The organism is Labrys sp. ALF-8, from assembly GCF_059699065.1.
Map to the genome: position 1 here is coordinate 1187704 of NZ_AP048538.1, position 26787 is coordinate 1214490.

At 62.7% G+C, this 26787-nt stretch carries 25 protein-coding genes; 6 read left to right on the plus strand and 19 right to left on the minus strand.

What is annotated here, in order from left to right; genetic code table 11:
- Positions 1–46: 46 nt before the first annotated feature.
- The 4 genes from AC6H34_RS25450 to AC6H34_RS25465 form a co-directional block, all read right to left on the minus strand.
- The gene (locus AC6H34_RS25450; protein WP_497540637.1) at positions 47–592 is read right to left on the minus strand and encodes a DinB family protein; all 546 of its coding nucleotides are present in this window, start codon (positions 590–592) and stop codon (positions 47–49) included.
- Positions 589–1503, minus strand: coding sequence for an alpha/beta hydrolase family protein (locus AC6H34_RS25455; RefSeq protein WP_497540638.1), 915 nt, complete (start codon positions 1501–1503; stop codon positions 589–591). The genes AC6H34_RS25450 and AC6H34_RS25455 overlap by 4 nt, the downstream gene beginning before the upstream one ends.
- 126 nt (positions 1504–1629) lie before the next feature.
- On the minus strand, positions 1630–2379 hold the full coding sequence (locus AC6H34_RS25460; protein WP_497540639.1) for an RlmE family RNA methyltransferase: 750 nt from the start codon (positions 2377–2379) through the stop codon (positions 1630–1632).
- Positions 2376–3401 (minus strand): Ppx/GppA phosphatase family protein, encoded by a 1026-nt coding sequence (locus AC6H34_RS25465; RefSeq protein WP_448147737.1) that lies wholly within the window; start codon positions 3399–3401, stop codon positions 2376–2378. Before AC6H34_RS25465 ends, AC6H34_RS25460 begins: the two co-directional genes overlap by 4 nt.
- Positions 3402–3588: 187 nt before the next feature.
- Between AC6H34_RS25465 and AC6H34_RS25470 the strand changes: the two genes are divergently transcribed.
- Together AC6H34_RS25470 and AC6H34_RS25475 are read left to right on the plus strand one after the other, a co-directional pair.
- On the plus strand, positions 3589–4785 hold the full coding sequence (locus AC6H34_RS25470) for a bifunctional 2-C-methyl-D-erythritol 4-phosphate cytidylyltransferase/2-C-methyl-D-erythritol 2,4-cyclodiphosphate synthase (protein WP_497540640.1): 1197 nt from the start codon (positions 3589–3591) through the stop codon (positions 4783–4785).
- 64 nt (positions 4786–4849) lie between these two features.
- Positions 4850–5359 carry a CinA family protein gene (locus AC6H34_RS25475; protein WP_448147739.1) on the plus strand — a complete coding sequence of 170 codons (510 nt, stop codon included), beginning with the start codon at positions 4850–4852 and terminating at the stop codon, positions 5357–5359.
- Between the two features lie 12 nt (positions 5360–5371).
- On the opposite strand, the gene AC6H34_RS25480 is transcribed toward AC6H34_RS25475, so the two are convergent.
- Positions 5372–5842, minus strand: coding sequence for a type II toxin-antitoxin system RatA family toxin (locus tag AC6H34_RS25480; protein WP_448147740.1), 471 nt, complete (start codon positions 5840–5842; stop codon positions 5372–5374).
- Positions 5843–6011: 169 nt separating this feature from the next.
- Here AC6H34_RS25480 and AC6H34_RS25485 point away from each other — a divergent pair, with 169 nt between their 5' ends.
- Positions 6012–6935 carry a bifunctional helix-turn-helix transcriptional regulator/GNAT family N-acetyltransferase gene (locus tag AC6H34_RS25485; protein WP_497540641.1) on the plus strand — a complete coding sequence of 308 codons (924 nt, stop codon included), beginning with the start codon at positions 6012–6014 and terminating at the stop codon, positions 6933–6935.
- A gap of 60 nt (positions 6936–6995) precedes the next feature.
- Here AC6H34_RS25485 and lipA read toward each other — a convergent pair whose 3' ends face one another.
- From lipA to eno, 7 genes are all read right to left on the minus strand, one after another.
- Entirely contained in the window at positions 6996–7955 is a 960-nt protein-coding gene (gene lipA / locus AC6H34_RS25490) for a lipoyl synthase (RefSeq protein WP_448147741.1), read from the minus strand.
- A gap of 50 nt (positions 7956–8005) precedes the next feature.
- Positions 8006–9478 carry a dihydrolipoyl dehydrogenase gene (gene lpdA, locus AC6H34_RS25495; RefSeq protein WP_497540642.1) on the minus strand — a complete coding sequence of 491 codons (1473 nt, stop codon included), beginning with the start codon at positions 9476–9478 and terminating at the stop codon, positions 8006–8008.
- A 72-nt stretch (positions 9479–9550) separates the two neighbouring features.
- Positions 9551–10921 (minus strand): pyruvate dehydrogenase complex dihydrolipoamide acetyltransferase, encoded by a 1371-nt coding sequence (locus tag AC6H34_RS25500; protein ID WP_497540643.1) that lies wholly within the window; start codon positions 10919–10921, stop codon positions 9551–9553.
- A 12-nt stretch (positions 10922–10933) separates the two neighbouring features.
- Positions 10934–12313, minus strand: a complete 1380-nt coding sequence (locus AC6H34_RS25505) for a pyruvate dehydrogenase complex E1 component subunit beta (RefSeq protein WP_497540644.1) — start codon at positions 12311–12313, stop codon at positions 10934–10936.
- Positions 12314–12368: 55 nt separating this feature from the next.
- Positions 12369–13427: a pyruvate dehydrogenase (acetyl-transferring) E1 component subunit alpha gene (gene pdhA, locus AC6H34_RS25510; protein WP_497540645.1), complete on the minus strand. Its 1059-nt coding sequence runs from the start codon at positions 13425–13427 to the stop codon at positions 12369–12371.
- Between the two features lie 265 nt (positions 13428–13692).
- The gene (locus AC6H34_RS25515; RefSeq protein WP_448147746.1) at positions 13693–14007 is read right to left on the minus strand and encodes an FtsB family cell division protein; all 315 of its coding nucleotides are present in this window, start codon (positions 14005–14007) and stop codon (positions 13693–13695) included.
- A 185-nt stretch (positions 14008–14192) separates the two neighbouring features.
- Positions 14193–15473, minus strand: a complete 1281-nt coding sequence (gene eno, locus AC6H34_RS25520; RefSeq protein ID WP_448147747.1) for a phosphopyruvate hydratase — start codon at positions 15471–15473, stop codon at positions 14193–14195.
- Between the two features lie 486 nt (positions 15474–15959).
- On the opposite strand from eno, the gene queF reads away from it, so the two are divergent.
- Positions 15960–16421 (plus strand): preQ(1) synthase, encoded by a 462-nt coding sequence (gene queF, locus AC6H34_RS25525; protein ID WP_448147748.1) that lies wholly within the window; start codon positions 15960–15962, stop codon positions 16419–16421.
- Positions 16422–16504: 83 nt separating this feature from the next.
- Here queF and kdsA read toward each other — a convergent pair whose 3' ends face one another.
- From kdsA to AC6H34_RS25550, 5 genes are all read right to left on the minus strand, one after another.
- A complete protein-coding gene (gene kdsA, locus AC6H34_RS25530) occupies positions 16505–17338 on the minus strand; it encodes a 3-deoxy-8-phosphooctulonate synthase (protein ID WP_448147749.1) in 834 nt (277 codons plus the stop codon).
- 103 nt (positions 17339–17441) lie between these two features.
- Positions 17442–18320 (minus strand): VOC family protein, encoded by an 879-nt coding sequence (locus AC6H34_RS25535; RefSeq protein ID WP_497540646.1) that lies wholly within the window; start codon positions 18318–18320, stop codon positions 17442–17444.
- Positions 18321–18402: 82 nt separating this feature from the next.
- The gene (gene pyrG, locus AC6H34_RS25540) at positions 18403–20031 is read right to left on the minus strand and encodes a CTP synthase (RefSeq protein WP_448147751.1); all 1629 of its coding nucleotides are present in this window, start codon (positions 20029–20031) and stop codon (positions 18403–18405) included.
- Positions 20032–20137: 106 nt separating this feature from the next.
- Positions 20138–20545 (minus strand): preprotein translocase subunit SecG, encoded by a 408-nt coding sequence (gene secG / locus AC6H34_RS25545; RefSeq protein WP_497540647.1) that lies wholly within the window; start codon positions 20543–20545, stop codon positions 20138–20140.
- A 198-nt stretch (positions 20546–20743) separates the two neighbouring features.
- Positions 20744–22456 carry a lysine--tRNA ligase gene (locus AC6H34_RS25550; RefSeq protein ID WP_448147753.1) on the minus strand — a complete coding sequence of 571 codons (1713 nt, stop codon included), beginning with the start codon at positions 22454–22456 and terminating at the stop codon, positions 20744–20746.
- A gap of 323 nt (positions 22457–22779) precedes the next feature.
- On the opposite strand from AC6H34_RS25550, the gene AC6H34_RS25555 reads away from it, so the two are divergent.
- Positions 22780–23412: a MarC family protein gene (locus AC6H34_RS25555; protein ID WP_448147754.1), complete on the plus strand. Its 633-nt coding sequence runs from the start codon at positions 22780–22782 to the stop codon at positions 23410–23412.
- A 144-nt stretch (positions 23413–23556) separates the two neighbouring features.
- Here AC6H34_RS25555 and ssb read toward each other — a convergent pair whose 3' ends face one another.
- Positions 23557–24051: a single-stranded DNA-binding protein gene (gene ssb, locus AC6H34_RS25560; protein WP_448147755.1), complete on the minus strand. Its 495-nt coding sequence runs from the start codon at positions 24049–24051 to the stop codon at positions 23557–23559.
- A 447-nt stretch (positions 24052–24498) separates the two neighbouring features.
- Between ssb and AC6H34_RS25565 the strand changes: the two genes are divergently transcribed.
- A complete protein-coding gene (locus AC6H34_RS25565; protein WP_448147756.1) occupies positions 24499–24945 on the plus strand; it encodes a hypothetical protein in 447 nt (148 codons plus the stop codon).
- 146 nt (positions 24946–25091) lie between these two features.
- Here AC6H34_RS25565 and AC6H34_RS25570 read toward each other — a convergent pair whose 3' ends face one another.
- Positions 25092–26612, minus strand: coding sequence for a hypothetical protein (locus tag AC6H34_RS25570; RefSeq protein ID WP_497540648.1), 1521 nt, complete (start codon positions 26610–26612; stop codon positions 25092–25094).
- Positions 26613–26787 lie beyond the last annotated feature (175 nt).

Consider the following 26787-nt stretch of genomic DNA (forward strand, 5'->3'; position numbering starts at 1 on the left):
ATGAACTTTCCAGCCTGGCAGGAAGAGCCCCTCGAGAGCGGTCGGTTCACCCTCGAGCGTTGAAGGACGTCTCGTCCTCGGCCCGCAAGAACCGGTCATTGAGGAGGAAGAATTCATCAAGCTGGGGTGGCGGGATCTTCGTTCCGGCCAGCATGGCATGGGCCTGGCCACGATGATGGATCTGATGCACGAACAGGTGAGGCAGGACGGAGCCGACGGTCTCCACATGGATGCCACGCAAGCCCCGATCGAGCCGCACCTGACGGTCGAGATCCTGTTCCTCCAGGGTCTCGCACAGGACAATGAGTTCCCTGTCGGATTTTTCCTGCTCGGCAAGCAGCACGGCTGCCTGCGGGAAAGGCATCTCGTCATCGAAATAGTGATAGTCGAGGACCTCGCCGCGCAGGGAGGCAATGTAGAAACGATCCACGACCAGGATATGATTGAGGGTTGCGACCAGCGAGGGAAAGAAACTCACCCTCCTGGCGGCAAAGGCATCGTCGTCGAGCTGGCAGCAAGCCCGTAGCAGACGAGCGTTGGAGTAGGCGTTGTTATGCGCCATTGCGCGATAGTGCCCAATGAGGCCCATCATCCGGCGACACCACTCCCCAGTTTCGCAAAGAAGGAAAGGCTGCGTATCGTCTCCTCCGGCAAGGCCGAGAAGTGATCGCCCCGCGCAGGCGCATAGTCGATGGAAAGGCTTGCCGTCCTGGCGCGGTTCACTGTCAACTCCGACATTTCACGCGAGCGTGTCTCCAAGGTTCCATGCTGTATCAGCAACGGGCATTTGAAACTGGTGGCGTAGCACACGGCGGAACGCATCTCGAATTCACGCGGGTTGGAGACATCGAAGCGGATGTCTTCCGGAAAACGCTCGAAGAAGGCGTAGGCGCTGGGATTGCCGGAAAAGGACGAGGCTCCGCGGAACAGCTTGCTGCTCAATGCCGCAAGCAATGTAAGCGTCCCGCCCACGCTGTGGCCGCTGACGAAAACGCGCGAGGGATCGACGTCGGGCTGTGCCGCCAGCACCTCGGCGGCGGCGATCGCATCGCTCGTCTCGTCATAGAAACCGGAAAAAACTCCCCTCTGGCCATTCTCGGCGCGGAAGGCCGGCACCATCACCACATACCCCGCCTTCCGATATGGCCAGGTCAATTCCCAATGGCCGCCCCCAAGTGCATTGCCGCCATGGAGGAACAGCAAAGCGGGTTTCTTTCCATTTCCAACAGGGCGCGATCGCCAGGCCAGGAGGTCGAGTGCCCCCGACCTGTAAGACTGCACCAAGGCTCCTTCCGGTGGCGGGCTGAGGGGATCGCCACCGTCGGGCGCAGGACCGGCCTTGAGTATGCGGGTGTGGAAGCTCCGCCGGTCGAGCGCGTAGTCTCGGTCGATCGAAGGGGGCACTGAGACACTCGTCCTCGCAGCTCCCGCCGGCAAGGGCAGTAAAGAAGCGGCGGCGCCCAGAAAGAGGGAGCGACGGTTCAAGAGCGGTGCGAAGGCCATGGCTGGATCTCGGAAGGATTTCCGCCATTCATATCGGCAATGATGGCAATTTCTGAACGATCGCCATGATGTGATCGGTTCTCCCATCCCGCCCCTCGCCCTCCCAGGCAGCGATCGGACGTCCGTTCAGTTCGCGCCCTGCCCGCGAAAGCCCGTAGCCAGCACATAGATCTCACTGGAACCGGCTCGGCTGGCCGCGGGCTTGATATGTTTCACGACGGCAAAGTCGCGTTTCAACAGGGTGAGAATGTCTCCCTCGGTACCGCCCTGGAATACCTTGGCCAGGAAAGCGCCCCCCGGCGAGAGGACTTCGACGGCGAAGTGAGCGGCCGCCTCGACCAGCGCGACGATGCGAAGGTGATCCGTGGCCCGATGGCCCACGGTATTCGCCGCCATATCGGAAAGCACGAGATCGGCAGGGCCACCGAGCATTTCCTTCAAGCGATCGGGCGCGGCATCATCCATGAAATCCATCTGCACGAAATCGACGCCCGGCAGGGGATCGATCGGTAGGAGATCGATGGCCACCACCTTCCCCCGGCCGTTGATGGAATCGGTGATCTCCGCCGCGAGTTGCGACCAGCCGCCGGGTGCAGCGCCAAGATCGAGCACGCGCTGGCCGGGCTTGAGGAGCCTCGCCTTATCGTTGATCTCGATGAGTTTGTAGATCGCCCTCGAACGACGCCCCTCCCGCTTGGCGCGGGCGACATAGGGGTCGTTGAGCTGGCGTTCCAGCCAGAGCTGGGACGAATGGGTGCGCCCGCGCGCCGATTTCAGGCGCACGCCGAGTTCACGCGCGCCGCTGCCCCGCCCCGAACTGTTCTTGCCTTTGCCGGGGCCGCCCTTCCCGCCGCCCTTGCCTGCACCGCCGCTCACGGATGTGGCCCCGAACCGTTATGCCGCCACACGTGATCTTCCTGCATCATCTGTACGAGCAAGCCTTCACGCAGGCCGCGATCGGCCACGCGAAGGCGCTCACAAGGGAAAGCCCGCCGGATGGCCTCGAAGATGGCACAGCCAGCCATCACGAGATCTGCGCGCTCCGGACCTATGCAGGCATTGGCCACGCGCTGCTCATAGGTCATGCCCAGAAGGCTCTCCAAAACGGTATCCACCTCGCCGCGCGACATCCAAAGCCCATCCACGCGGCGACGGTCATATCGTGGGAGCTGGAGATGGATGCCAGCCATGGTGGTCACCGTGCCTGAGGTGCCGAGCAAGTGCAGCCTACCCACGCGGGAAGCGACGGCTTCTCGGTGCTCGAAAGGCGCCAGCATGGTCGAAACGTCATCCACCATCTTCTCGAAGCTCTCGCGCGTCACCCGCACGCCGCCGTGGCGCTCCGAAAGCGTCACCACGCCGACGGGCAACGACGTCCAGCCACGTACCCGCGGCTGGCGGGAGCGATCACTGGCATCGATGTCGAGCCAGACCACTTCCGACGAGCCACCGCCGATGTCGAACAGAACCACTCCATCCAGATGTCTGTCGATGAGCGGGATGCAGCCGGCAGCCGCGAGGCGCGCTTCGGTTTCCCGGTCCACGATTTCGAGGTCCAGTCCGGTCTCCCTCAGGACACGTTCCACGAAGGCCAGGCCGTTGTCGGCGGCACGGCAGGCCTCTGTCGCGATCAGGCGCGCACGATCGACTCGGCGATCGCGCATCTTCTGCGCACAGACCGCGAGAGCCTCGACGGCGCGACTCATGGCGTTCACATGCAGGCTGCCACTGGCCCCGAGCCCTTCGCCCAGCCGCACGATACGCGAAAATGCATCGATGACGCGGAAACCGTCGCCCGCCGGCCGAGCAACCAGAAGCCGGCAATTATTCGTACCAAGATCAAGGGCGGCATAAGTATGGTGGCGACGCAATTGCTCGCCATGCCGCAGCTGCGGCACGGGCGCGTTTCCACCATTATTCGACCAAGGCCCCTGAGCCTCCAAACTACGATCCACCAAAATCTAACCTTGACACTGCCCGGTCGCAGTTTTCACGCGCCACAGGCATTTCGCCACTTCGCCTAGGAGTGTAACAAGTTCCATGCCCGTGGCGATAGGGAATTCTAAGCAGGACCGTGTTATTCAGATGATCGATGGTAAAGCGAGGTTGCGCGTCGCAGCCTTGATTGTCGCTGCAGGACGGGGTTCGCGCATGGGCGGCCCCCTGCCGAAGCAATATCGGCTGCTGGGCGGACGAAGCGTTCTCGCAAGGACCCTGGAGCTCTTCGAGCATCATCCTGCCGTGGACAGCATCACAGTCGTGATCGGCCCTGGCGACGAGTCCCTTTTCCAGGCGAGCGCAGCTGGAATCAGCAAGCTGAAAGGGTCCGTCACAGGCGGCAGCACCCGGCAGGCATCCTGTCTGGCCGGACTTAAGGCACTGGAGGCCGAAAAGCCCGACATTATACTGTTGCACGATGCAGCCCGTCCCTTCGCGACGCCGGACCTTTTAACCCGAGCAATCGAAGCTGCACGGGATCATGGCGCAGCCGTGCCGGGACTCGCGGTTACGGACACGATCAAGCAAATCGATGCGGACGGCCTCGTGACTGCCACGCCCGTCCGCTCCTCCCTGCGCTCGGTACAGACGCCGCAGGCCTTCTCGTTCGATGCTATCCTGGCGTCGCATCTCGCGGCGGCCGCCGCCGGCATCGATGGCCTGACCGACGACGGCGCGGTCGCCGAGTGGGCCGGACATCCCCTCTTCATCTTCGAAGGCGAAACCACCAACATGAAACTGACGACAGAGAGCGATTTTCAGCGCGCCGAACAGTTCGTCTCCGATCTCGCCGCCCTCGGCGATGTACGCACCGGCACCGGATTCGACGTGCATGCCTTCACGGACGGCGACCATGTCTGGCTGAATGGCCTCAAGATCCCGCATGAGCGGGCGCTGAAGGGACATTCCGACGCGGATGTCGGCCTGCATGCCCTGACGGACGCCATCCTCGGCGCCATCGGCGATGGCGATATCGGTTCCCATTTCCCGCCGTCCGACCCCCAATGGAAAGGAGCCGCTTCCGATCGCTTCCTGGCTCATGCCGTCTCGCTGGTGAAGGAGCGAGGCGGCGCCATTGCCCATCTCGACGTCACGCTTTTGTGCGAGGCTCCGAAGATCGGTCCGCATCGTGAGGCCATGCGAGCGCGCATCGCCGGGATCGCCGGCATTCCGGTGGATCGCGTGGGCGTGAAAGCGACGACGACCGAGGGGCTCGGTTTCACGGGTCGGCGGGAGGGCATAGCGGCCATGGCCTCCGCAACCGTGCGCCTGCCCTGGCATTGACGGCGCTGCCGTCTGCGCCCAGCTTGAAATATTCGCAACACGGCCGATCGAGGCGGAGGCGACGATGAACGACGAGATTTTCCTCGAGCAGGCAAAGGCCCTGCTGGCCGCCTGCCGGGCCAAGGGCCTACTTGTCGCGACCGCGGAATCCTGCACCGGCGGTCTGGTCGCAGGCGCCCTCACCGCGGTCCCCGGCTCGTCCGATGTCGTCGATCGCGGCTTCGTCACCTACTCGAATGAAGCGAAGGCGCAGATGCTGAGCGTGCCTCCGGCTCTGATCGCCCGCGACGGCGCCGTGAGCGAGAGCGTCTCCTTCGCCATGGCGGAAGGCGCGGTCAACCATTCGCGCGCGCACGTTGCCGTCTCGACCACGGGCGTCGCCGGCCCGGGCGGTGGGACGGCGACGAAGCCGGTCGGCCTCGTCCACTTCGCCGCCTGGAGCAAGCAGGGTCCTCGCCTGCATGTGGAGCGACGTTTCGGCGATCTCTCCCGCTCGGAAATCCGCAGGCACTCCGTCGAACAGGCGCTTGAACTGCTGATGAAGCTGGTGGGCGAGATCAAGGTCGTGGCGTAGGCCGCTTGCGCCTCAGGCAGCCCCGATAGCCTTGCGGCCGTAGACGATGTCGGCCCGCTTCTCGAACGCCTCGGCAAAACGGCGAAAAGCCGCTTCGAACATGGCGCCCATCAGCATGCCAAGGGTCCGGGAGCGGAATGAATAGTCGATGAAGAACTCGACGACGCACCCCCCTGCCCCGTCGTCCTTGAAGCCCCAGCGATTCTCGAGGTGACTGAAGGGGCCATCGAGATACTCCACCAGAATCTGGAGCTTTTCCCTGTCCATGGTCACGCGGCTGCCGAAGGTTTCGCGGATCAATTTGTACGCCACCGTCATGTCGGCGATCATCACCAGTCTGCCGTTTGCCTGGGGCTGACGGCTGCGCACTCGCAGGGCCGAGCACAGGGGCACGAACAGAGGGTATTTTTCGACGTCGGCAACGAGCTCGAACATGTCGGCCGGCGAATGCTTCACGCGGCGGGTGGTGCGAAACGAAGGCATCTTGAAACTCCGATGCCTCCATATAGGCATCCTGGCATTGTGGTAACAGCTTATCCGCGTCTTTCCGGTGTGTCTGCGACAAGATCGCCCGACGGAAAGAGCGATCTGCTTGAACGAGGGCATCGCGATGAGATATGTTGACTGAGTCAACATTGAGGATGATGAGCGCATGTCCACCGTCGACGAAGTGAGGGATTTCAACCGCTTCTATACGCAGAAGATCCGGCTGCTGGACCGCAATCTCCCGGCCAGTTCCCTACCGCTGCCGGAAGCGCGCATTGTCTACGAGCTTGCCAAGGGCGGCGAGCAGACGGCTGCCGATATCGGACGGCGGCTCGAAATGGACAAGGCGCACCTCAGCCGCATCGTGGCTCGCCTGCGCGCCAGCCGGCTCGTCGCCACCCGCACGGATCCCGCCCATGCGCGACGGACACTGCTTTCGCTCTCTCCCGAGGGGCAAGCCGTTTTCGCCAGGATGGAGGCCGGCACCGTCTCGCAACTCGACGGACTCCTGGCCGAGGTCGACAAGGCGGGGCGAGACAGACTCGTCGACGCCATGCGCCAGATCAAGCGATTGCTCGACACCGATGCCTGCCCGCTCGGAAGACCCATCCTCCGCAAGCCCCGGCCCGGCGACCTCGGCTGGATCATGCATCGCCAGGCCGAACTCTATCATGAGGAATATGGTTGGGACTGGACCTATGAGGGTCTCGTCGCCACCATCCTCGGCCAGTTCGTCTCGCAGTTCGATCCCACCTGCGAGGATGCCTGGATCGCAGAACTCGACGGCCGTATTGCGGGGTCGATATTCCTGATGAAGAGCGACGATGCCGCGACGGCGAAATTGCGCCTGCTCTATGTGGAACCCTTCGCGCGCGGCCACGGCCTTGGGCGCCAGCTGGTCCGCGCCTGCATCGAGCGCGCGAGGGAACACGGCTATGCCACGCTCACGCTGTGGACGAACGACATCCTGACGGCTGCACGCCGGATCTATCAGGACGAGGGTTTCCTGCTGCAAAGCGAGAACACCCATCACTCCTTTGGCAAGGACCTCGTCGGCCAGACCTGGAGTCTGAGTCTACCCGCTACCTGAGCAACGACGCCGCACGAACCAGACTGCCCGCGCTCCAATGTGGAGATATCGCGCGTTCCTTCAGCGTCCAAGCCTCGCGATCCGGTTCGCCTTCAGCTTGGCGAAGTCGTCGCCCGCATGATGCGACGAGCGCGTCAGCGGGGACGAGGACACCATCAGGAAGCCCTTGGTGTAGGCTACCGTCTCGTAGCTCTTGAACTCGTCGGGCGTGATGTAGGCGACCACCGGATGATGTTTGCGCGAGGGCGCCAGATACTGGCCGATGGTGATGAAATCGACATTGGCCGAACGCAGGTCATCCATGAGTTGCAGCACTTCGTTCCGCTTTTCACCAAGGCCGACCATGATGCCGGACTTGGTGAAGATGGACGGATCGATCTCCTTCACGCGCTGCAACAGACGCATCGAATGGAAGTAGCGGGCTCCCGGACGAACCGTCAGATAGTTCGAAGCCACCGTCTCCATATTATGGTTGAAGACGTCGGGCTTGGCGGCGACCACCACTTCCAGCGCGCCCTCCTTGCGAAGGAAGTCCGGTGTCAGGACCTCGATGGTGGTACCAGGCGAAAGGCGGCGGATCGCCCTGATCACCTGGGCGAAATGCTCGGCACCGCCATCCGCAAGGTCATCCCGGTCGACCGACGTGATCACCACGTGGCTGAGACCGAGCTTGGCCACGGCAATCCCGGTATTCTCCGGCTCGTTCGGATCCAGAGGTCCCGGCAAACCCGTCCTCACATTGCAGAAGGCGCAGGCTCTCGTGCAGGTGTCACCCATGATCATGAAAGTGGCGTGCTTCTTGTCCCAGCATTCGCCGATGTTGGGGCAGCCGGCTTCCTCGCAGACGGTGACGAGCTTGTTCTCCTTCACGATCGCCTGCGTATCCCGCCACCCCGGCGAACCCGGGGCTCTCACGCGAATCCAGTCAGGCTTGCGCAGCACCGGCTGATCCGGCCGATGCGCCTTTTCCGGATGGCGCGGACGGTTGTCGTTGTTCAGGAGATCAAGGACGACGGCCATGTCATGTCTTTCGATTATCTCCTTCTCCCTGGCGGGAGAAGGAAGCACCTTCAAATATGGATGGCCCGACCGTAGGCGTCCAGTACGCTTTCATGCATCATTTCGGAGAGGGTCGGATGCGGGAAGACCGCATGCATGAGTTCTTCCTCGGTCGTCTCCAGATTCATGGCGATGACGAAGCCCTGGATGAGTTCGGTTACCTCGGCGCCCACCAAGTGTGCACCGAGCAACTTGCCGGTCTTGGCATCGAACACGGTCTTGACCAGGCCCTCCGGCTCACCCAACGCGATCGCCTTGCCATTGCCGATGAAGGGGAAACGGCCGACCTTGACGGTAAAGCCGGCATCCTTGGCCTTCTTCTCGGTAAGGCCCACGCTGGCGATTTGGGGCGTGCAGTATGTGCAACCGGGAATCTTGTCCTTCTCGAAGGCATGCGGATTCTTGCCCGCGATCGCCTCCACGCAGACCACGCCTTCATGCTCGGCCTTGTGCGCGAGCATGGGAGGGCCGGCAACATCGCCGATCGCATAGATGCCGGGAACGTTGGTCTTGCCGAATCCATCGATGACCACGCAGCCGCGATCAGTCTTCACACCGAGCTTCTCGAGGCCGAGATTCTCGATATTTCCAACCACCCCGACAGCCGAAATCATGCGGTCGGCCTCGATCACCTGGGACTTGCCGTCACCGGTCTCGACGGTCGCCTTGACCGAATTGGCACCCTTTTCGACCTTGGTCACCTTGGCGCCCGAAAGGATCTTGATGCCGGCCTTCTCGAAGCGCTTGCGGGCGTGAGCGGCGATCTCCTCGTCCTCCACCGGCAGGATCTGCGGCAGCACCTCGACCACGGTCACTTCGGCACCGAGCGTACGGTAGAAGGAGGCGAATTCGATGCCGATGGCGCCGGAGCCGACGACGATCAGCGACTTCGGCATTTCCTGCGGAACCATGGCGTCGAAATAGGTCCAGATCAGCTTCCGGTCAGGCTCCAGCCCCGGCAGCACGCGCGGGCGGGCGCCGGTAGCGACGATGATGTTCTTCGCCTGGTAGGTTCCTGGCCCAAGTGCTCCCTTGGGTGCGGGAATGGCGGGTCCCTGCACCGACTTGGTCGAGGCCTTCACCGAGATCTCACCCGGCTTGGTGATCTCGGCCTCGCCCCAGATCACGTCGACCTTGTTCTTCTTCAGAAGGAAGCCGACGCCGGTTGCAAGCTGGCTGGACACGCCGCGCGAACGCTTCACTACGGCACCGACGTCGGGCGTGATGGTGCCGTTCAACGTCAGGCCGTAGTCCTTGGCGTGCTGAGAATTATGCAGAACCTCGGCCGAGCGCAGCAGCGCCTTGGTGGGGATGCAACCCCAGTTGAGGCAGATGCCTCCCAGATGCTCGCGCTCCACCACGGCGGTCTTCAGGCCGAGCTGGGCAGAACGGATGGCGGTGACGTAGCCGCCGGGGCCGGAGCCGATGATGATGACGTCGTAGGAACTCATGAAAAGTCTCCTGAATGGAGCTGCATGGAGCATGCCCCTCCTGGTTCAGGAGGAGCGCAAGAGGGGGAAGAAAGCGTCGACCTTCAGATAAGGTCGACGCTGCCCTCACACCAGCATGCTCATCGGCTTCTCGATATAGCCCCTGAACGCCTGCATCAGCTCAGCGCCGAGGGCACCGTCCACGGCACGATGGTCGGTGGAGAGAGTCAGAGACATGATGGTGGCGACCTTGATCTCTCCGCCCCTCACTACCGGCTGCTTGATGCCGGCGCCGACGGCCAGGATGGTGGCATGCGGCGGATTGACGATCGCCGCGAAGGACTTCACGCCGAACATGCCGAGGTTGGACACCGAACCGGTGCCGCCCTGATATTCCTCCGGCTTGAGCTTGCGGCTCTTGGCGCGGGTCGCGAGGTCCTTCATCTCGTTGGAGATGGCGGAGAGCGTCTTGCTGCCGGCATCGCGGATAATCGGCGTGATCAGGCCGCCCGGGATCGAGACGGCGACGCCCACATCGGCGTTCTTGTGCTTCAGCATAGCGCCATCGGTCCAGGAAACATTGGCGTCGGGCACCGCCTTGAGCGCCAGCGCGTAGGCCTTGATCACCATGTCGTTGACCGAAACCTTGAAGGAGGGCTTGCCATCCTTGGTCAACGGCGCGCCGTGATTGATCTGCTCGCGGAGAGTCAGGAGCTCGTCGATCTCGACATCCACCGTCAGGTAGAAATGCGGAATCGTGGACTTGGCTTCCGTCAGGCGCCGGGCAATGGTCTTGCGCATGCCGTCGTGCGGGATCTCCTCGTAGGAGCCCGGCGCGAAGAGCTTCTTCGTGGCCTCGTCCGAGGCGCCGGCAAGTGCCGGCGCCGGAGCAGCGGCGGGCTTGGACGCTTCGGCGGCCTGCGGCGCAGCGGCTGGAGCAGCAGCTTTGGCACCGCCGGCGGCAATCGCTGCCTGGACGTCCCGCTCGACAATGCGGCCATGCGGGCCGGAACCCGTGACGGCGGCAATGTCGAGGCCCGCCTCCTTCGCGATGCGCTTGGCGAGCGGCGAAGCGAACACCCGCGAACCGGCAGGGGCTGCCGCGGGCGCGACTGCAGGAGCAGGAGGAGCCGCCGGAGCGGGAGCAGGCGCTGCCGCGGCAGGAGCCGTTGCCGCGGGAGCCGCAGCAGTCGGCGCCGGTGCCGCCTTGGGGGACGGCGCACCGCCTCCGGCTGCCACCGCCTTGGCGTCTTCGCCCTCACTCGCGATCACGGCGATGAGTTCGTTGACAGGCACGTCCGCGGTGCCCTCGGGCACGACGATCTTCGCCAGCACGCCCTCGTCGATCGCCTCGACTTCCATCGTCGCCTTATCGGTCTCGATTTCGGCCAGGACATCGCCGGACTTGACGGCGTCGCCTTCCTTCTTGAGCCATTTGGCGAGATTCCCCTTCTCCATGGTGGGAGACAGGGCCGGCATCAGCACATTCACGGGCATCGGGGGAACTCCTCAGCGATAGAGGACGGCCTTGGCCGCCCCGACGACTTCAGCCACGCTCGGCAGGGCCAGCTTTTCGAGGTTGGCCGCGTAAGGCATCGGCACATCCTTGCCCGACACGCGTGCGACCGGCGCATCGAGGTAGTCGAATGCCTGCTCGTTCACGCGGGCGGCGATCTCCGAGCCCACGCCGGATTGCTGCCACCCCTCTTCGATCACCACGCAACGTGCCGTCTTTTGAACCGAAGCAACCACCGTGGCGGTGTCGAGCGGGCGCAAGGAACGCATGTCGATCACTTCCGCGTCGATTCCCTCTCCCGCCAGCGCCTCGGCCGCCTTGAGCGCATAGGTCATGCCGATCGACCAGGCGACCAGCGTCACGTCCTTGCCAGGCTTGACCACCTTCGCCTTGCCGATCGGCAGCACGAAGTCGTCGAGCTTGGGTACGGGGTTGCTGTGGCCGTAGAGGATCTCGTTTTCCAGGAAAATGACGGGGTTCGGGTCGCGAATGGCCGCCTTGAGCAGCCCCTTGGCGTCCGCGGCGGAATAGGGAGCCACCACCTTGAGCCCGGGGATATGCGAGTACCAGGAACCGTAATCCTGGCTGTGCTGGGCCGCTACGCGGGCAGCCGCACCATTCGGGCCGCGGAACACGATCGGGCAGCCCATCTGGCCGCCGGACATATAGAGCGTCTTGGCAGCCGAATTGATGATCTGGTCGATGGCCTGCATGGCGAAGTTGAAGGTCATGAACTCGACCACCGGGCGAAGGCCCGTCATGGCGGCACCCACGGCAACACCGGCAAAACCGTGCTCGGTGATGGGCGTATCGACCACCCGGCGGGGGCCAAACTCCTGCAGGAGCCCCTGCGTGATCTTGTAGGCGCCCTGATATTCGGCGACTTCCTCGCCGATCACGAAGACATCGCCGTCGAGACGCATCTCTTCGGCCATCGCATCACGCAACGCTTCGCGCACCGTCATCGTGACGAATTCCGTTCCAGCCGGAACTTCGCCGGAAGCATCGTGCGCTTCGACCGGAGCAGGCGCCGACTGCACCACGGCCGGCGCGGCCGGAGCCGCGGCTGGTGCGGGAGCGGCCGCAGGCGCGGCAGCTGGGGATGGGGCAGCAACAGGCGACGGTGCCGTCTCTCCCTCGCCCTGGACGAAGGCGATCTTGGTGTTCACGGCGACATTATCCGTGCCCTCGGGCACGAGGATCTGGGTGAGCACGCCCTCGTCGACCGCCTCGACTTCCATGGTCGCCTTGTCGGTCTCGATCTCGGCGATCACGTCGCCGGACTTGATGGTGTCGCCTTCTTTCTTCAACCATTTGGAGAGCTTGCCCTGCTCCATGGTCGGCGACAGAGCGGGCATCAGGATATCAGGCATTGGTGCCTCGAATTCTGGAGAGTAACTTTTGCGAGCGAAGGAAACGTCCCGAAGATCACTTCAGGATATCGGTCCACAATTCCGACGGATCGGGCTCGGGGTCATTGGTGGCGAAATCGGCGGCATCGTTCACGACATCGCGGATCTCGGAATCGATCTTCTTCAATTCCTCTTCCGAGACGCCATGTTCGCCGAGCAGGCGCGCGCGGCTCTGCTCGATCGGGTCGTGCTCGGTACGCATCTTCTGCACTTCGTCCTTGGAGCGGTACTTCGCAGGATCTGACATGGAGTGGCCACGATAGCGGTAGGTCAGCATTTCCAGGATGTAGGGGCCTTTGCCCGAGCGGGCATGCTCGATCGCCTTCTTGGCGGCGGCGTAGACGGCGCGCACGTCCATGCCGTCGACCTGCTCACCGGGAATGTTGAAGGATACGCCGCGGCGGGAGAAATCGGTCTGCGCGGAAGCGCGGTTCACCGAGGTGCCCATGGCATATTTGTTGTTCTCGATGACATAGACCACGGGCAGCTTCCAGAGGGCCGCCATGTTGAAGCTCTCGTAGACCTGCCCCTGGTTGGCAGCGCCGTCGCCGAAATAGGTCATGCTGACCTTGCCGTCGCTGCGGTAGGCGTTGGCGAACGCCAGGCCGGTGCCGAGAGAAACCTGCGCCCCGACGATGCCGTGGCCGCCGTAGAAGGCCTTCTCGACCGAGAACATGTGCATGGAGCCGCCCTTGCCACGCGAATAGCCGCCGCGGCGCCCGGTCAGCTCAGCCATCACGCCGCGCGCAGCCATGCCGGCGGCGATCATGTGGCCGTGGTCGCGATAGCCGGTGATGACCTGATCGCCGTCGCGGGCAGCGGCCTGCATACCGACGACCACCGCTTCCTGGCCGATATAGAGGTGGCAGAAGCCGCCGATCAGCCCCATGCCATACATCTGGCCCGCCTTCTCCTCGAAGCGGCGGATCAGCAGCATTTCCCGATAAGCCTGCAGTTCCTGGGCATGGGAGAACGACGATGTCGCCTTGCTCGCCCCCGCAGTCTTGCCCGCCCGGGCAGCTGGTTTGGAAGCTTTGCTAGCAGTAGCAACGGCCTTTGCGGCTGTAGCGGCCATGGACCCTCCGAATATTGATGGCTTAGCTGCAAGACAGCTAGCGCATCCCATCCTAAAAAGCGAGAGGCTGGCCCTTATGTTGCACTGCAACATATTGAACGAACAATAGAATTAGAAATAAACCAAATTCCGGTTCATTTCATAATAAACTGAAATTCAGTTATCCATCGACACAATTTCGTTGCAGTTTTCAGGCGCCACGAGCGCGCTTGGCAACGAAAATCGATTTACCCTGGGGTGAAGCGCAACAACCGAAAAGCCGAACCTATTTGCCCAGCAACACTACCACATCGCTCGGATCGACGAGACCCAGGAGTTCCCGCGTTTTCTCCTCGAGCATGTCGGGATCTATGGTCTGGGATTTGAGAAGGTTCACACGACGCTCGAGGGCCTGATGCTCGTCCTGCAACTGCGCGAGTTCGTTGGTCAAATCCTGCCTTTGCCGATCAAATTGGTGCTGCGCCTGTATGCCATGATCTCCATTGAAGGCCTGGTAGGAGAAATAGGCGATGGCAGCGGCGGTTCCCAGGAGGAGAGCCAACTGGTTAAGGATTGCACGGATGCGTGTACGAATGACCATGTATGCACGCTAGCCAAGGATGGTTGATTTTGTGTTGATGCGCCGTGCTGCAGCGCAAAAACCGTCCTGCTTTCACCCTCAACCATGCCGGACCGGCAGGCCCGCCATGCAAAATCGGAACATAAAAAGGCCGGGAAGCGGCGTGCTTCCCGGCCTCTGCATAGCTCAGGAGATCGCGGATACCGTCAGGCGAGAGCCTTGAGGGCCGCGCGACCACCATAGATCGACTGCGTGCCGAGAGCTTCCTCGATCCGCAAAAGCTGATTGTACTTTGCCGTGCGGTCGGAACGGGCAAGCGAGCCGGTCTTGATCTGCCCGCAATTGGTCGCCACAGCGAGATCGGCGATGGTCGAATCCTCCGTCTCGCCCGAGCGGTGGGACATCACCGCGCGATAGCCGGCCTTATGCGCCATCTCGACGGCAGCAAGCGTTTCGGTGAGCGTACCGATCTGGTTCACCTTGACCAGGATGGCATTGCCCAGGCCCTGCTTGATGCCCATGGACAACCGCTCGGTGTTGGTGACGAACAGATCGTCGCCAACGAGCTGAACCTTGCTGCCGATCTTGTCCGTGAGCAGCTTCCAGCCTTCGAAGTCGTCCTCGGACAGGCCGTCCTCGATGGAGACGATGGGATAGGCGCCCGCCAGCGAGGCGAGATAATCGGCCTGCTCGGCGATGGAGCGCTTCACGCCCTCGCCGGAATAGTCGTAGACGCCGTCCTTGAAGAATTCGGTCGCGGCGCAGTCCAGCGCCAGCATCACATCCTCGCCCGGCTTGTAGCCGGCCTTCTCGATGGCGCTCATCACGAAGTCGAGCGCGGCCTTCGCCGACGGCAGGTTCGGGGCGAAGCCGCCCTCGTCACCGACATTGGTGTTGTGGCCGGCGTCCTTCAGCCCCTTCTTCAGGGTGTGGAAGATCTCGGCACCCATGCGCAGGCCCTCGGCGAAGGTCGGCGCACCCACCGGCATCACCATGAACTCCTGGAAGTCGATCGGATTGTCGGCATGCACGCCGCCGTTGACGATGTTCATCATCGGGACCGGGAGGGTCCGGGCGGCCGGGCCGCCGATATAGCGCCACAGCGGCAGGCCGGAAGATTGGGCGGCAGCCTTGGCTACAGCGAGCGAGACGCCGAGAATGGCGTTCGCGCCCAGGCGCGACTTGTTCTTGGTGCCATCGAGATCGATCATCGTCTGGTCGATCTGGATCTGGTCTTCGGCGTCGAGACCGCCAAGCGCCTCATAGATCTCGCCGTTGACGGCTTCGACAGCCTTCTCGACACCCTTGCCGCCATAACGCTTGCCGCCATCGCGCAGCTCAACCGCTTCATGGGCTCCCGTCGAGGCCCCCGAGGGAACCGCAGCGCGACCCGTGGAACCGTCCTCCAGCAAGACATCAACCTCAACCGTGGGATTGCCGCGGCTGTCGAGAATTTCGCGCGCGATGATGTCGCTGATAGCGGTCATGAGGCTGCTCCTGTTTGGGATGACGGATCGTGCGCCCGGCTCATAGCGGATGAAGCGTCCGGGCGGAAGACCAAAAGAACGTCATCGAAACGCCATGGAGCCCCGGGATCGGTATCTCTCCTACATCCCGGACGCCGGAATGCAGGAAGGAACGAGCAGGCGAGACGCCCGCCCTCCCAGGAGCATCTCCGCCGTTACACTGTCTGCCGACCCGGCTTTTGTGGCAGCGGCCTGCTCCTCACCTCGTCGATCAGCGCCTGGCGCACCGGCGTCCAGCCACCGGCCGCCTCATGACATTTCCCATCGGCAGCCCAAGACGTTCTGCCGTGAGATCTTTGCAGTGTCACGACAGAGAACTGCTCCTGCGGAGACAGATCAACACCTTTGAGACTGTGGGCGATCAATCATCGGGCGAAGGCAGCGAAGCTTGCGTCAACGCCGGAAATAGCCGATTGGCATGCCCGATTACGCTTCTTGGAGATCACGATGTCCTCCTTCGACCCCACCACGCTGCAGCTAGGCAGTGCAACCCGCATTCCCGCCTCGCCGGAGGAAGCCCGGCTCGATCGCGTGCCTAATCCGCAGGCCGACACGCTCTACCTCACCCGCTTCACCTGCCCAGAGTTCACCTCCCTCTGTCCCGTGACCGGCCAGCCCGATTTCGCGCATCTCGTCATCGACTATGCGCCGAGGGACTGGCTGGTGGAGTCCAAGTCGCTCAAGCTCTATCTCACCAGCTTCCGCAACCACGGAGCCTTCCACGAGGACTGCACGGTGGCCGTTGGCCGCAAGCTGGTCGAATTGCTGGATCCGCATTGGCTGCGCATCGGCGGTTACTGGTATCCGCGCGGGGGCATCCCGATCGACGTGTTCTGGCAGACGGGAAAGCCGCCGGAAGAACTGTGGCTTCCCGACCAGGGCGTGCCGACCTATCGCGGCAGAGGATGACGGCTCCGGGAACGCTGGCTCGCCGGTCTTCCCTTCGTCTTGACGCAGTGGTTCCGGGAGCCGGCACAAGCCGGCAGTCCGGGTCAGCTCTTGGCGATCTCGTCGAACTGCTTCAAGCGCTTCAGAAGCGCCTCCAACTGGCCAAGCGGCACCATGTTCGGACCATCGGAGGGTGCCTTGTCGGGATCCTGATGCGTCTCGATGAACACGGCAGCAACGCCAACCGCGACGGCCGCACGGGCCAGCACCGGCACGAATTCGCGCTGCCCCCCCGAAGAAGTGCCCTGCCCACCGGGCTGCTGCACGGAGTGGGTGGCATCGAACACCACGGGGGCTCCCGTCTGCTGGGCCATGATCGGCAGGCCGCGGAAGTCCGTAACCAATGTGTTGTAACCGAACGAGGCACCGCGCTCGGTTACCAGCACGTTGGGATTGCCGGCATCGGTAATCTTTGCCACGACGTTGCGCATGTCCCAGGGGGCCAGAAACTGGCCTTTCTTGACGTTGACCACCCGGCCAGTGCGCGCCGCTGCCACCAGGAGATCGGTCTGGCGCGAGAGGAAGGCGGGTATCTGCAGAACGTCGACCACCTGCGCAACCTTGGCGCATTGCTCGATCTCGTGAATATCCGTCAGGACCGGCAGGCCGAACTTCTCCTTGACCTCAGCGAAGACCGGCAGGGATTTTTCGAGGCCTACGCCGCGAGCCCCTGAGGCCGAAGTCCGGTTCGCCTTGTCGAAAGAGGTCTTGTAGATCAGGCCGATGCCGAGCCTGTCGGTGATCTCCTTGATGCCCGAGGCCATTTCCATCGCGTGATCGCGGCTCTCCATCTGGCAGGGTCCGGCGATCAGGGTGAAGGGCAACTCATTGCCGATGCGGAGCTTGCCGAGCGAAACGACGGAATTGGCAGCGGTCATGATCGATCCGGATTGAAGAGGGGTCAACGAGATTGGACTGCAGATAGAGCGCTCGATGCGTAAACACAACCCATGGGTTGGCGACGCTTCCCTGCGCCGCCGATCACATCGCCTTGGGCTCCTCGAAGATCAGCGCGGTACCGAAATTATGCATGCCGGCCACGGCAAGATGCTTGCGATGGCGGATGAAGGGAATGCCGGCCCCTTCCAGTCGCGCAGCCATCGCCTCCAGGGGCGTCGTAACCTTGAAGGCGGCGAGCCGGGGTCCCTGGGCCAGCGAAAGGGCCGGTTCAAGACCGATCACGTCGCGATAGCAGTCCGGTGACATCGCCTCCACCGTTCCGCGCGGCGTGACGATCGCCATGTTGCGCGCGCCCGTGCACGCCGCCCGCGATCCAGTAAAGGCTTCGAAGAACGGCACTGTTGCCCCCGGCGCGTCCGACAGCAGGACGACGCCACCAAGCTTGCTCACGCCGTTGGGGTGCGCCTGGAAGGCGGGATTCCAGAAATTCTGCGGCTCATGTTGCTGGCAGGAAAAGCACCCGACCTCAGGCATGGCCCGATCGGCGGCGAAGGTGAGCGTGAAGGCCACGCGCACCCTGGAGCCGTCAGGCTTTACGGCAAAGCGTTCGAAGAAAAAGGGTTCGAACCCACCGATGCCCGCCGAATCGAACGCCTCTTCGTCGCCGGCAGCATCCTGGGATTCCACCACGAGCATGGCAAAGCCGTCGCCGAAGGCATCCAGGTAGTGATTAACCGCCCAGGCGAAACTGAACCGGCCAGGCTCCGGTGCATCGATCGCCGCCCCCTCGCCCACCGTGATCAATTCCAGGAACGTGCCTGGAAACTGCACGATACGGTTTTCCGTGCCCCAGGGGTGGCGGTTGCGGGCGCCGACGATGAAGCCCATCGCCTGGTAGTGTGCGGCGGCAGCTTCAAGATCGCGCGTGGCGAGGACGAGGTGATCGAGACCACGCGGCATGGCATACTCCTCGGGTAAGCAGCTCTCCGGAACCAGATCGAAACGTCGCGGCGTCCGGATCACATTCTGAAGGCGCCGCTTTTCAGAACAGCCGGCTCTGCTCCACGGCAGCAGCAATGAAGCTGGAGAACAACGGATGCGGCTCGAAGGGCCGCGACTTCAGTTCCGGGTGGTACTGCACGCCGATGAACCAGGGATGGTCCTTGTACTCGATCGTCTCCGGCAACAAGCCATCGGGAGACGTGCCGCAGAAAACCATACCCTTGTCCTCGAGGCGATCGCGGTAGGACATGTTGACTTCGTAGCGATGGCGATGGCGCTCGGAGATCGAGGTCGAATTGTAGATCTGCGAAATCTTGGTCCCACGCTTCAATGTCGCCTGATAGGCGCCGAGCCGCATGGTGCCCCCGAGATCGCCGCCCTGGGCGCGCTGCTCCAGTTCGTTCCCCTTCATCCACTCGGTCATGAGGCCGACGACCGGTTCCTTGGCCGGGCCGAACTCCGTGGAATTGGCTTCCTTGATGCCCGCGAGCGAGCGAGCCCCTTCGATCACCGCCATCTGCATGCCGAAGCAGATTCCGAAATACGGCACCTTGCGCTCGCGCGCGAAGGTTACGGCCTTGATCTTGCCCTCGGCACCACGCTGGCCGAAGCCGCCAGGCACGAGAATGCCATGCACATGCTCGAGATAGGGAGTGGGGTCGCCCTGCTCGAAGATCTCGCTTTCGATCCAGTCGAGCTTGACCTTTACGCCATTGGCGATGCCGCCATGGGTAAGGGCCTCGGTGAGCGATTTATAAGCATCCTTCAAGCCGGTATATTTGCCAACGATGGCAATGGTGACTTCGCCTTCCGGATTATGGATGGTCTGCGAAATCTTCTTCCAGCGCGTGAGATCCGGCGCTGGTGCGTCCGTGATGCCGAATGCGGCCAATACCTCGGTGTCGAGCCCCTGCTCGTGGTAGGCGACCGGCACGTCGTAGATGGAGGCAACGTCGCGCGCCTCGATCACCGCTGTTTCCCGAACATTACAAAACAAGGCCAGCTTGCGGCGCTCTTCCTTGGGGATTGCCCGGTCGGAGCGGCAAAGCAGGATGTCGGGCTGGATGCCGATCGAACGAAGCTCGGCCACCGAATGCTGCGTCGGCTTCGTCTTGAGTTCGCCGGCCGATGGAATGAAGGGAAGCAGCGTCAGATGGGTGTAGATGCAGGCGCCCCGCGGCAGGTCGTTCTTGATCTGCCGGATCGCCTCGAAGAAGGGCAGGCCCTCGATGTCGCCCACCGTGCCGCCGATCTCGACGAGGACGAAATCGATCCCCTCGTTGCCCTTGACCACGAAGTCCTTGATGGCGTTCGTGACGTGGGGAATGACCTGGATGGTCGCACCGAGATAGTCGCCGCGACGTTCCTTGGTGATGATGTCGAGATAGATCCGGCCGGTGGTGATATTGTCGAGCTTGGAAGCCGGCGTACCGGTGAAGCGCTCATAATGGCCGAGATCGAGATCGGTCTCCGCACCATCGTCTGTGACGAAGACTTCGCCATGCTCATACGGGCTCATCGTGCCCGGATCGACATTGAGATAAGGATCGAGCTTGCGCAAGCGAACCTTGTAACCGCGCGCCTGCAGGAGCGCGCCGAGGGCGGCTGAAGCCAAACCTTTGCCAAGCGAGGAGACCACGCCGCCGGTGATGAAAATGTACCGCGTCATGGACCCCCACTTAGACAAAAACACAATGATTCGACGAGCGGGCAATCGCTGCCCGCAGGATTATTTTACAATCAATGCAATGCCCGGCCCTCGGCCGGGCGATCGGCTACGGATTGGACGGCGCCGGCTGGGACTGCGAAGGCCCGCCCTGGAGCTGGTCGAACACCGTGCCGCCGCCATTGCTGGCGGGCGGTGCCGCCGGCTGCTGCGGCGCGGCCGGAGCGCCCTGGGGCTGCGCCTGCGTTGCCGGAGCCGGCGGGCTGAAGCGATCGAGCAGCGACCCTGAGTTGCCTTGGTGGTTGGCGAGAATCGTCAGCAGCAGGCTGGTGATGAAGAAAGCCGTCGCAAGGCCCGCCGTCGCGCGGGTCAAAAGATTGGCCTGGCCGCGGCCGGTCATGAAGCCGCCCGTTCCCCCGCCAATGCCGAGGCCGCCGCCTTCCGAGCGCTGCAATAGCACCACGACGACAAGGGCGATCACCACCAACAGGTGGATCGTGATGAGAACGGTTTGCATTGTCTGATCCGGATATAATTCGCGCGCGTTCCTACACGATGCAGAAGCCGCTGGCTACCCCGCCCATATGGTTGGGGGCAGGCAATTATGCCAGCCCCCGCGAAGAAATGGATTTGGGCGGGGCCATCGTCCTGCCCCAACCCGTTGTTCGAGCACGTCTTTGCGATCTGCGGCGATATAGCCGGATCGCAAGGCATCCTAGCTTGACGACTTCTGACGCCCGTTCAGAAACGACTCATGGTCCTTCACCAGTTCGCCCGAGAGCGCCTTGGCGATGAGCTCGCGCGTCTCCTGGATGCCGTAGATCGCGGCGAAGGAACCGAAGCGCGGTCCGCGCTGCTCGCCCAGCAGGATGCGATAGAGTGTGTTGAACCATTCGAGGGAAACACCGGGTCGTTCGGGAGTGGCGCCCTTGGCCTTGAAGTCCTGATAGGGCGGCAAGGCACGGCCGACATCGTAGACTGCTTCCTGAATCGCCGCGGCATCGGCGCCCGGGGGCAGCGCGGCAAGGGCCTGGGAAAGCTGCTCCAGGGCGGTCCGCTCCTCGGCGGTCGGCTGGGAGTAGACCTTCGCCGGTTTCACGAAATCCTGGAAATAGCGGATGGCATAGCCGACCAGAGCGTCGAGGCGCGGATGTGTCGCCGGGCTGACGCCCGGCGCATAGCGCTGGAGAAACGCCCAAAGGACGTCCTTGGACTCCGCGTTGGCCACCGCCACGAGATTGAGCAGCAGGGCAAAGGTCACCGAACTGCGTTCCCCCTCCCCGCCGACGAGTTCCGGCGCAGGCGGATGGCCCCCATGGATATGCCATACCGGATTGCCAAGCCTGTTCTTCCAGTCCTGCTTCTCATAGCCCGAGAGGAATTGCAGGTACTCGTCCACCGCGCGGGGAATCACGTCGAAATAGAGACGCTTCGCCTCGCGCGGCTTCTGGTACATGTAGAGAGCCAGGCTGTCGGGCGAGGCGTAGGTCAGCCATTCGTCGATCGACAGGCCGTTGCCCTTGGTCTTCGAGATCTTCTGGCCCTTCTCGTCGAGGAAGAGCTCATAGTTGAAGCCGTCCGGCGGCGTGCCGCCGAGGGCGCGCACGATCTCGGACGACAGCTTCACCGAATCGATGAGATCCTTGCCGGCCATTTCGTAGTCGACATCGAGGGCGTACCACCGCATCGCCCAGTCCGGCTTCCACTGCAGCTTGCAATGGCCGCCGGTGACCGGCGTCTCGAAGCGCTCGCCCGTCTCGGGATCACGCCATACGATGGTGCCGGCCTCCGGGTTGGAGGCCTCGACCGGAACCTGCATCACGATGCCGGTCTTCGGATGGATCGGCAGGAAGGGCGAATAGGTGGAGGCGCGCTCCTCGCGCAGGCTCGGCAGCATCACCGCCATCACCTTGTCGATGTTGCGCAGCATGTGAAGCAGGGCGGCATCGAACATGCCCGAGGCATAGCAGGAGGTCGACGAGAGAAACTCGTACCGGAAGCCGAAACTGTCGAGAAAGCGGCGCAGCATCGCATTGTTGTGATGCGCGAAGCTCTCATATTCCCCGAAAGGATCCGGCACCTTGGTAAGCGGCTTGCCGAGATTGGCCTGCAGCAAGGCCTGGTTCGGCACATTGCCGGGCACCTTGCGCAGTCCGTCCATGTCGTCCGAGAAGGCGACGAGGCGCGTCGGCACCTTGCCCTCGGTAATCACCTCGAAGGCATGGCGTACCATGGAGGTGCGCGCAACCTCACCGAACGTGCCGATATGCGGCAGGCCCGAGGGGCCGTAGCCGGTCTCGAACAGGACCTCTTTTTTGTCCCCTGCCCGCTTCTGCAGACGGGTGACGAGTTTTCTCGCCTCCTCGAATGGCCAGGCGGCGGAGACATTGGCGGCCGCTACGAGCTCGGCCGGAAAGAGGTTCGACATGTCAGATCCGATATTTTCTGCCGGTCGTCGGGCGACCGATCATGCGATGCGTGAAACGAAGGATTTTCGCACCACGAGCGAAGGCACAGCCATATTCAGGCAGCGCCAAAGCGTCAATCACGATAAGGCCGTCGAGACATGATGAAACACGGGCCGAGCGATCCCGATCCGCTCCGGGCATTGCGGTCGGCCGGAATCGACAACTCGCCATGTCCGTTTGACAGAAAACGCGCGATCCCCTCTCTTCCTTCTGGTTCGTCCGGAACGAACGATCCAAGCCATGGCGGGAACCGCCGTGGCGGTAAGAGAGCAGTAGCGGACAGATGACCACCTTCGACTATTTCACCGCTGCCATCGTCACCATGCTGGTGGTCGTCGATCCGCCCGGCCTCGGGCCGATCTTCCTGGGAGTGACCCGAGGCATGACGAGGGCGCAACGCCATTCCGTGGGCTTGCGGGCCAGCGTGATCGGCTTCGGTGTGCTCGCTTTCTTCGCACTGGCGGGAGAGCCCTTCCTGCGCCTTCTCGGCATCACGACACCGGCCTTCCGCATTGCCGGCGGCCTGCTTCTCTTCGCCATCGCCTTCGAGATGGTGTTCGACCGCTCGCAGGTGCGCAAGAACGAAACGGCGGAGACGGCCATCACCAAGGATTTCATCTCCAACGTCGCGGCCTTTCCCCTCGCCATTCCCCTGATCGCCGGCCCGGGGGCCATTACCGGCGTGATGCTGCTTTCGGCTCAGGCCCGCGGCGATCTCCTGAAATTCGGCGTGCTGTTCCTGGTTCTCGCCTTCGTCACGCTCTGCTGCTTCATTTCGTTCAAGCTGGCGGACGTAATCAACAAGCTTCTGGGGGTAACCGGCAATGTCGTCCTCACCCGCCTGCTCGGTATCGTGCTTGCGGCACTGGCTGTGCAATTCATGGTGGACGGCGTGCGGGCGATCGTGGCGGGATAGCCAATCGGACGTAAGAGTCCTCGCCATCCTGGATGCGATGTCCTCACCGAATTCTGAAAGGGCCGGCTTCCCTTCCCGGAATCAAGAAGGGCGGCCTTGCGGCCGCCCCGGAATTCTACCCGAGCCCGTCAAGGTCGCCGGTCATCAGAACGGAATATCGTCGTCCATGTCGGCGGACGAATACTTGCTCCCACCCCCACCGCTCTGCGCCGGGCGACGCTCCATCGGACTCGATGAGCCGAAATCATTGCCCTGATAGCCACCCACGCTGCCGCCTTCACCGCCATTGCGGGAATCCAGGAGCGTCATCTCGCCGCGATAACGCTGCAGGACGATTTCGGTGGAATATTTCTCGGCGCCGGAGGCGTCGTTGTATTTGCGGGTCTGTAGCTGGCCCTCGATATAGACCTTCGAGCCCTTCTTCAGATACTGCTCGGCGACACGGGCGAGATTCTCGTTGAAAATCACCACATTGTGCCACTCGGTACGCTCCTTGCGCTCACCGGTCGCCTTGTCGCGCCAGGTCTCCGCAGTTGCGACACGCAGATTGACGACGGGCTCGCCCGAATTGAGGCGCCGCACCTCCGGGTCGCGCCCGAGGTTGCCCACCAGAATGACCTTGTTTACCGAGCCTGACATCGAGGCTTCCTTCCTTCGCTCAACAGCATGCAACGTCGTTCGACGCGAACATGCCCAACTCCCCAAAGGGGACGCATCCTTCGCACAGCTCTAGCACGGCCCGACCAGCGAGATGCCGGCATGTTCGCCCTCGCCTCCTGCTATCCCCAAGGAAATGGATCCCTTCGACAGCGAGCCCACTTGTTCCACATTTGTTCATGCGATGCAAGCTCTCCCTTTAACGTCTGGCTAACCATCCGAGCCAATCGGCAAGAAGCCGTGGAGAACGCACGAATCATGTGGGAACCTGCTATTTTGAGGCAACGAGGCCTTGCTTTCGACTGATGAGCCGCTCAACAAGCAGGCCGGAAAACACCCCAACGAGGCTCCCCATCGCGCTTTTGCCACATTGGACGTGCAGGGGAGCGCACCGCTCAAGAAGAAGAGCTTTTTTACGAGGGCAGCAACATGGCAGGACTTGGACAACAGCGCGAAGCAACCGATGGCGCCAACACGGTGGCGGCTCTGGGTTTGCGGCGTGCAGCTTTGCGCGGCATGCTCGCTTCCCCAATCATCGATGCCGATGACCAGAAGGGCCTGCGCGACGAACTCGTCAGCGAACTGCGCTCCATCGCCAACTCGATCTCCCGCGCGCCGGCCAAGAATGCCGTCGAGCTCTGCGCCAAGCTGGACGTGCTGGGCGAGGAATATCGCCCGGATGGCGACAGCGGCTCGATCCGCGAACTGATCGCCTCGATCCGTCGCGACGTCGTGAGCCTCACCGCACGCCCCGCAACCCAGGAGCGAGCCTCTTTCCAGACGATCCGCCCCCTTCACAATGCACGCGCCGCTGAGCCTCAGCAGGCCGCGACGGCGGATGCTTCGGCCGGCGAGTCGAAGGGCGACGCCGAATAGGGCCGACTTCCCCAGGCAATCGACAAAAGCCCCGGCGGATCCGATCCGCCGGGGCTTTTCATTTGCCTCATCCGATACCAGCCGGATGACCGGGCCTGCGAAAAAGGCGAAATTCCTCCCGCCTTATCTCGAATTCCGGCACTCAACTATTGCTGCGGTGCGTTCCCGTCTTGACCGGCATCGCCGCCCTCGTCCTCCTCGCCTCCGGGTGCGGAGCCGGGATTGAGAACCTGGCCGTTGATGCTGACGGCCTTCGTGTCGCCGTCGAAATCGATGGCCCAGGTCGCCTTACCGTCAGCACCGGACTTGGCGAGGCCCTTTGCGAAGGCCACGAGCATCGGCATGTTCGGGATCTGCGCCTTGCCCAGCGCATCCGAGAGCTTGTCGAGATCGCTGGTCGAGATGGTCACCGTCCCCTTCTTGTTCGGGAACACGTTCATCGATCCCTCGGCGCTCAGCGCACCGGCCGGTGCCGAGAACGTGGACGGCGACAGCGTCACCCGAGGCTGCCCGCCCATCACGATCTGAAGCGCCTGCGCCGTCACTTCGTCCGGGATCGGCGGTTCCTTCGTCACATCGAAGTTCTGGATGGCGAGACGCGCCAGGGCGTCAAGGTCGACGCCTTCGAATTTCACGTCGATGTTGCCCTGAGCGGGGATGAGAGGCCCAGCCCAGGAGGGAATCGCCGGATTCTCGGGAAGCTTCAGGCCGCTATATTTGATGCCAATGCCATAGGAGGCCTGCTTCACGGCACCCGTGAGGCCAACGCTTTCCTCAAAGGAGTCAAGCGCGACGGGACCGATCGGCGTCTCGACATTGACGCCGCTCAGCGTAGCCTTCCCGGCCAGATTGTTCCACAATGGCAGCGCGGCGAGCAGCTTCTGCTTGATCTCGTTCTGCTGGGCCGCGATCTCGTCCTTATTGCCCGCCTTGGCAGCGATGCCGATGAGTTCGATGGCGGCGCCGACCTGGAAGTTCTCGACGGAACCATCGCTGGTGGCTTGCTTGGCAGTGACCTTGATGCTGAGCGGCTTGTCCTTGCCCGTGATGGTCTCGACAAAATCAGCCACCATACCTGCGGTTGAAATCGTCACGCCACCGGCGCTTCCGGCCGCTCCGGTTATCTTCGAGGAAATGGCGCCCGTGGAGACGGAAACATCGTTCTCCGGCGAATTCACCGTCATTGAGGCCGAGGGGCAACTCGTCTCGTAATTCGAGAAAATCGCGATCTTGGGGTCGAAGGTGCCCGAGCTCTTGCACGAAGCGGAGAACTTGGCACTTGCCTGGTCCTCGCCTTCGGTCTTGGCGAAGCTGTAGTTGAACGGAGACTCGCTCGTTACCGCATAGGTGCCGTCGGCATTCGGGGTCGCCATATAGGTGAGCGGATCGATACTGACGGTGACGCCGTTCTTCTTGGCATGCTCGAAGGCCGGGTTGAGATCGAGCTTCACGGCATAGGCAGAGCCCTGCGCGGTGATGCTGAGGATGCCCTTTTCGAACAGGGCCGGGCCGAAGGTCTTGGTCAGGGAATCCTGGAGCTGCTTGGCCCCATCCGCCGACGCGTTCTGCGCGAAGGCGGGGGCAGCAAGCAGGGTCGCCGCCAACAGGGTTCCCTTCAGCATAGCCAGGGAGGCAAGGTTGCGACGTTTCATGCGATAGGCGTGCATGGATTTTCCTTCGGTGAGAGGGAGCCGATCACACGGCCGCATTGTTAGCGTAAAACGACGCGGCACGCACGCTCGGCTTCATGAAAACTGCAAACGATCAGCGCCGGCCTGATGAAGCCGGCGCAGCAGCACTAGATCTGGACGGAGGGAGAAAAGGGGTGCTCAAACGCACAGG

Excerpts from the sequence above, each read along its gene's own strand:
- lpdA (WP_497540642.1), bottom strand. The coding sequence starts at position 9,478 with ATGCTCCATGCAGCTCCATTCAGGAGACTTTTCATGAGTTCCTACGAC.
- AC6H34_RS25565 (WP_448147756.1), top strand. The coding sequence starts at position 24,499 with ATGGCAGGACTTGGACAACAGCGCGAAGCAACCGATGGCGCCAACACG.
- AC6H34_RS25555 (WP_448147754.1), top strand. The coding sequence starts at position 22,780 with ATGACCACCTTCGACTATTTCACCGCTGCCATCGTCACCATGCTGGTG.
- AC6H34_RS25485 (WP_497540641.1), top strand. The coding sequence starts at position 6,012 with ATGTCCACCGTCGACGAAGTGAGGGATTTCAACCGCTTCTATACGCAG.
- AC6H34_RS25450 (WP_497540637.1), bottom strand. The coding sequence starts at position 592 with ATGATGGGCCTCATTGGGCACTATCGCGCAATGGCGCATAACAACGCC.
- pdhA (WP_497540645.1), bottom strand. The coding sequence starts at position 13,427 with ATGGCCGCTACAGCCGCAAAGGCCGTTGCTACTGCTAGCAAAGCTTCC.
- ssb (WP_448147755.1), bottom strand. The coding sequence starts at position 24,051 with ATGTCAGGCTCGGTAAACAAGGTCATTCTGGTGGGCAACCTCGGGCGC.
- kdsA (WP_448147749.1), bottom strand. The coding sequence starts at position 17,338 with ATGACCGCTGCCAATTCCGTCGTTTCGCTCGGCAAGCTCCGCATCGGC.
- AC6H34_RS25475 (WP_448147739.1), top strand. The coding sequence starts at position 4,850 with ATGAACGACGAGATTTTCCTCGAGCAGGCAAAGGCCCTGCTGGCCGCC.
- AC6H34_RS25505 (WP_497540644.1), bottom strand. The coding sequence starts at position 12,313 with ATGCCTGATATCCTGATGCCCGCTCTGTCGCCGACCATGGAGCAGGGC.
- AC6H34_RS25570 (WP_497540648.1), bottom strand. The coding sequence starts at position 26,612 with ATGCACGCCTATCGCATGAAACGTCGCAACCTTGCCTCCCTGGCTATG.
- secG (WP_497540647.1), bottom strand. The coding sequence starts at position 20,545 with ATGCAAACCGTTCTCATCACGATCCACCTGTTGGTGGTGATCGCCCTT.
- lipA (WP_448147741.1), bottom strand. The coding sequence starts at position 7,955 with ATGGCCGTCGTCCTTGATCTCCTGAACAACGACAACCGTCCGCGCCAT.
- queF (WP_448147748.1), top strand. The coding sequence starts at position 15,960 with ATGTCCTCCTTCGACCCCACCACGCTGCAGCTAGGCAGTGCAACCCGC.
- AC6H34_RS25535 (WP_497540646.1), bottom strand. The coding sequence starts at position 18,320 with ATGCCGCGTGGTCTCGATCACCTCGTCCTCGCCACGCGCGATCTTGAA.
- eno (WP_448147747.1), bottom strand. The coding sequence starts at position 15,473 with ATGACCGCTATCAGCGACATCATCGCGCGCGAAATTCTCGACAGCCGC.
- AC6H34_RS25500 (WP_497540643.1), bottom strand. The coding sequence starts at position 10,921 with ATGCCCGTGAATGTGCTGATGCCGGCCCTGTCTCCCACCATGGAGAAG.
- AC6H34_RS25515 (WP_448147746.1), bottom strand. The coding sequence starts at position 14,007 with ATGGTCATTCGTACACGCATCCGTGCAATCCTTAACCAGTTGGCTCTC.
- AC6H34_RS25455 (WP_497540638.1), bottom strand. The coding sequence starts at position 1,503 with ATGGCCTTCGCACCGCTCTTGAACCGTCGCTCCCTCTTTCTGGGCGCC.
- AC6H34_RS25480 (WP_448147740.1), bottom strand. The coding sequence starts at position 5,842 with ATGCCTTCGTTTCGCACCACCCGCCGCGTGAAGCATTCGCCGGCCGAC.
- pyrG (WP_448147751.1), bottom strand. The coding sequence starts at position 20,031 with ATGACGCGGTACATTTTCATCACCGGCGGCGTGGTCTCCTCGCTTGGC.
- AC6H34_RS25470 (WP_497540640.1), top strand. The coding sequence starts at position 3,589 with ATGATCGATGGTAAAGCGAGGTTGCGCGTCGCAGCCTTGATTGTCGCT.
- AC6H34_RS25550 (WP_448147753.1), bottom strand. The coding sequence starts at position 22,456 with ATGTCGAACCTCTTTCCGGCCGAGCTCGTAGCGGCCGCCAATGTCTCC.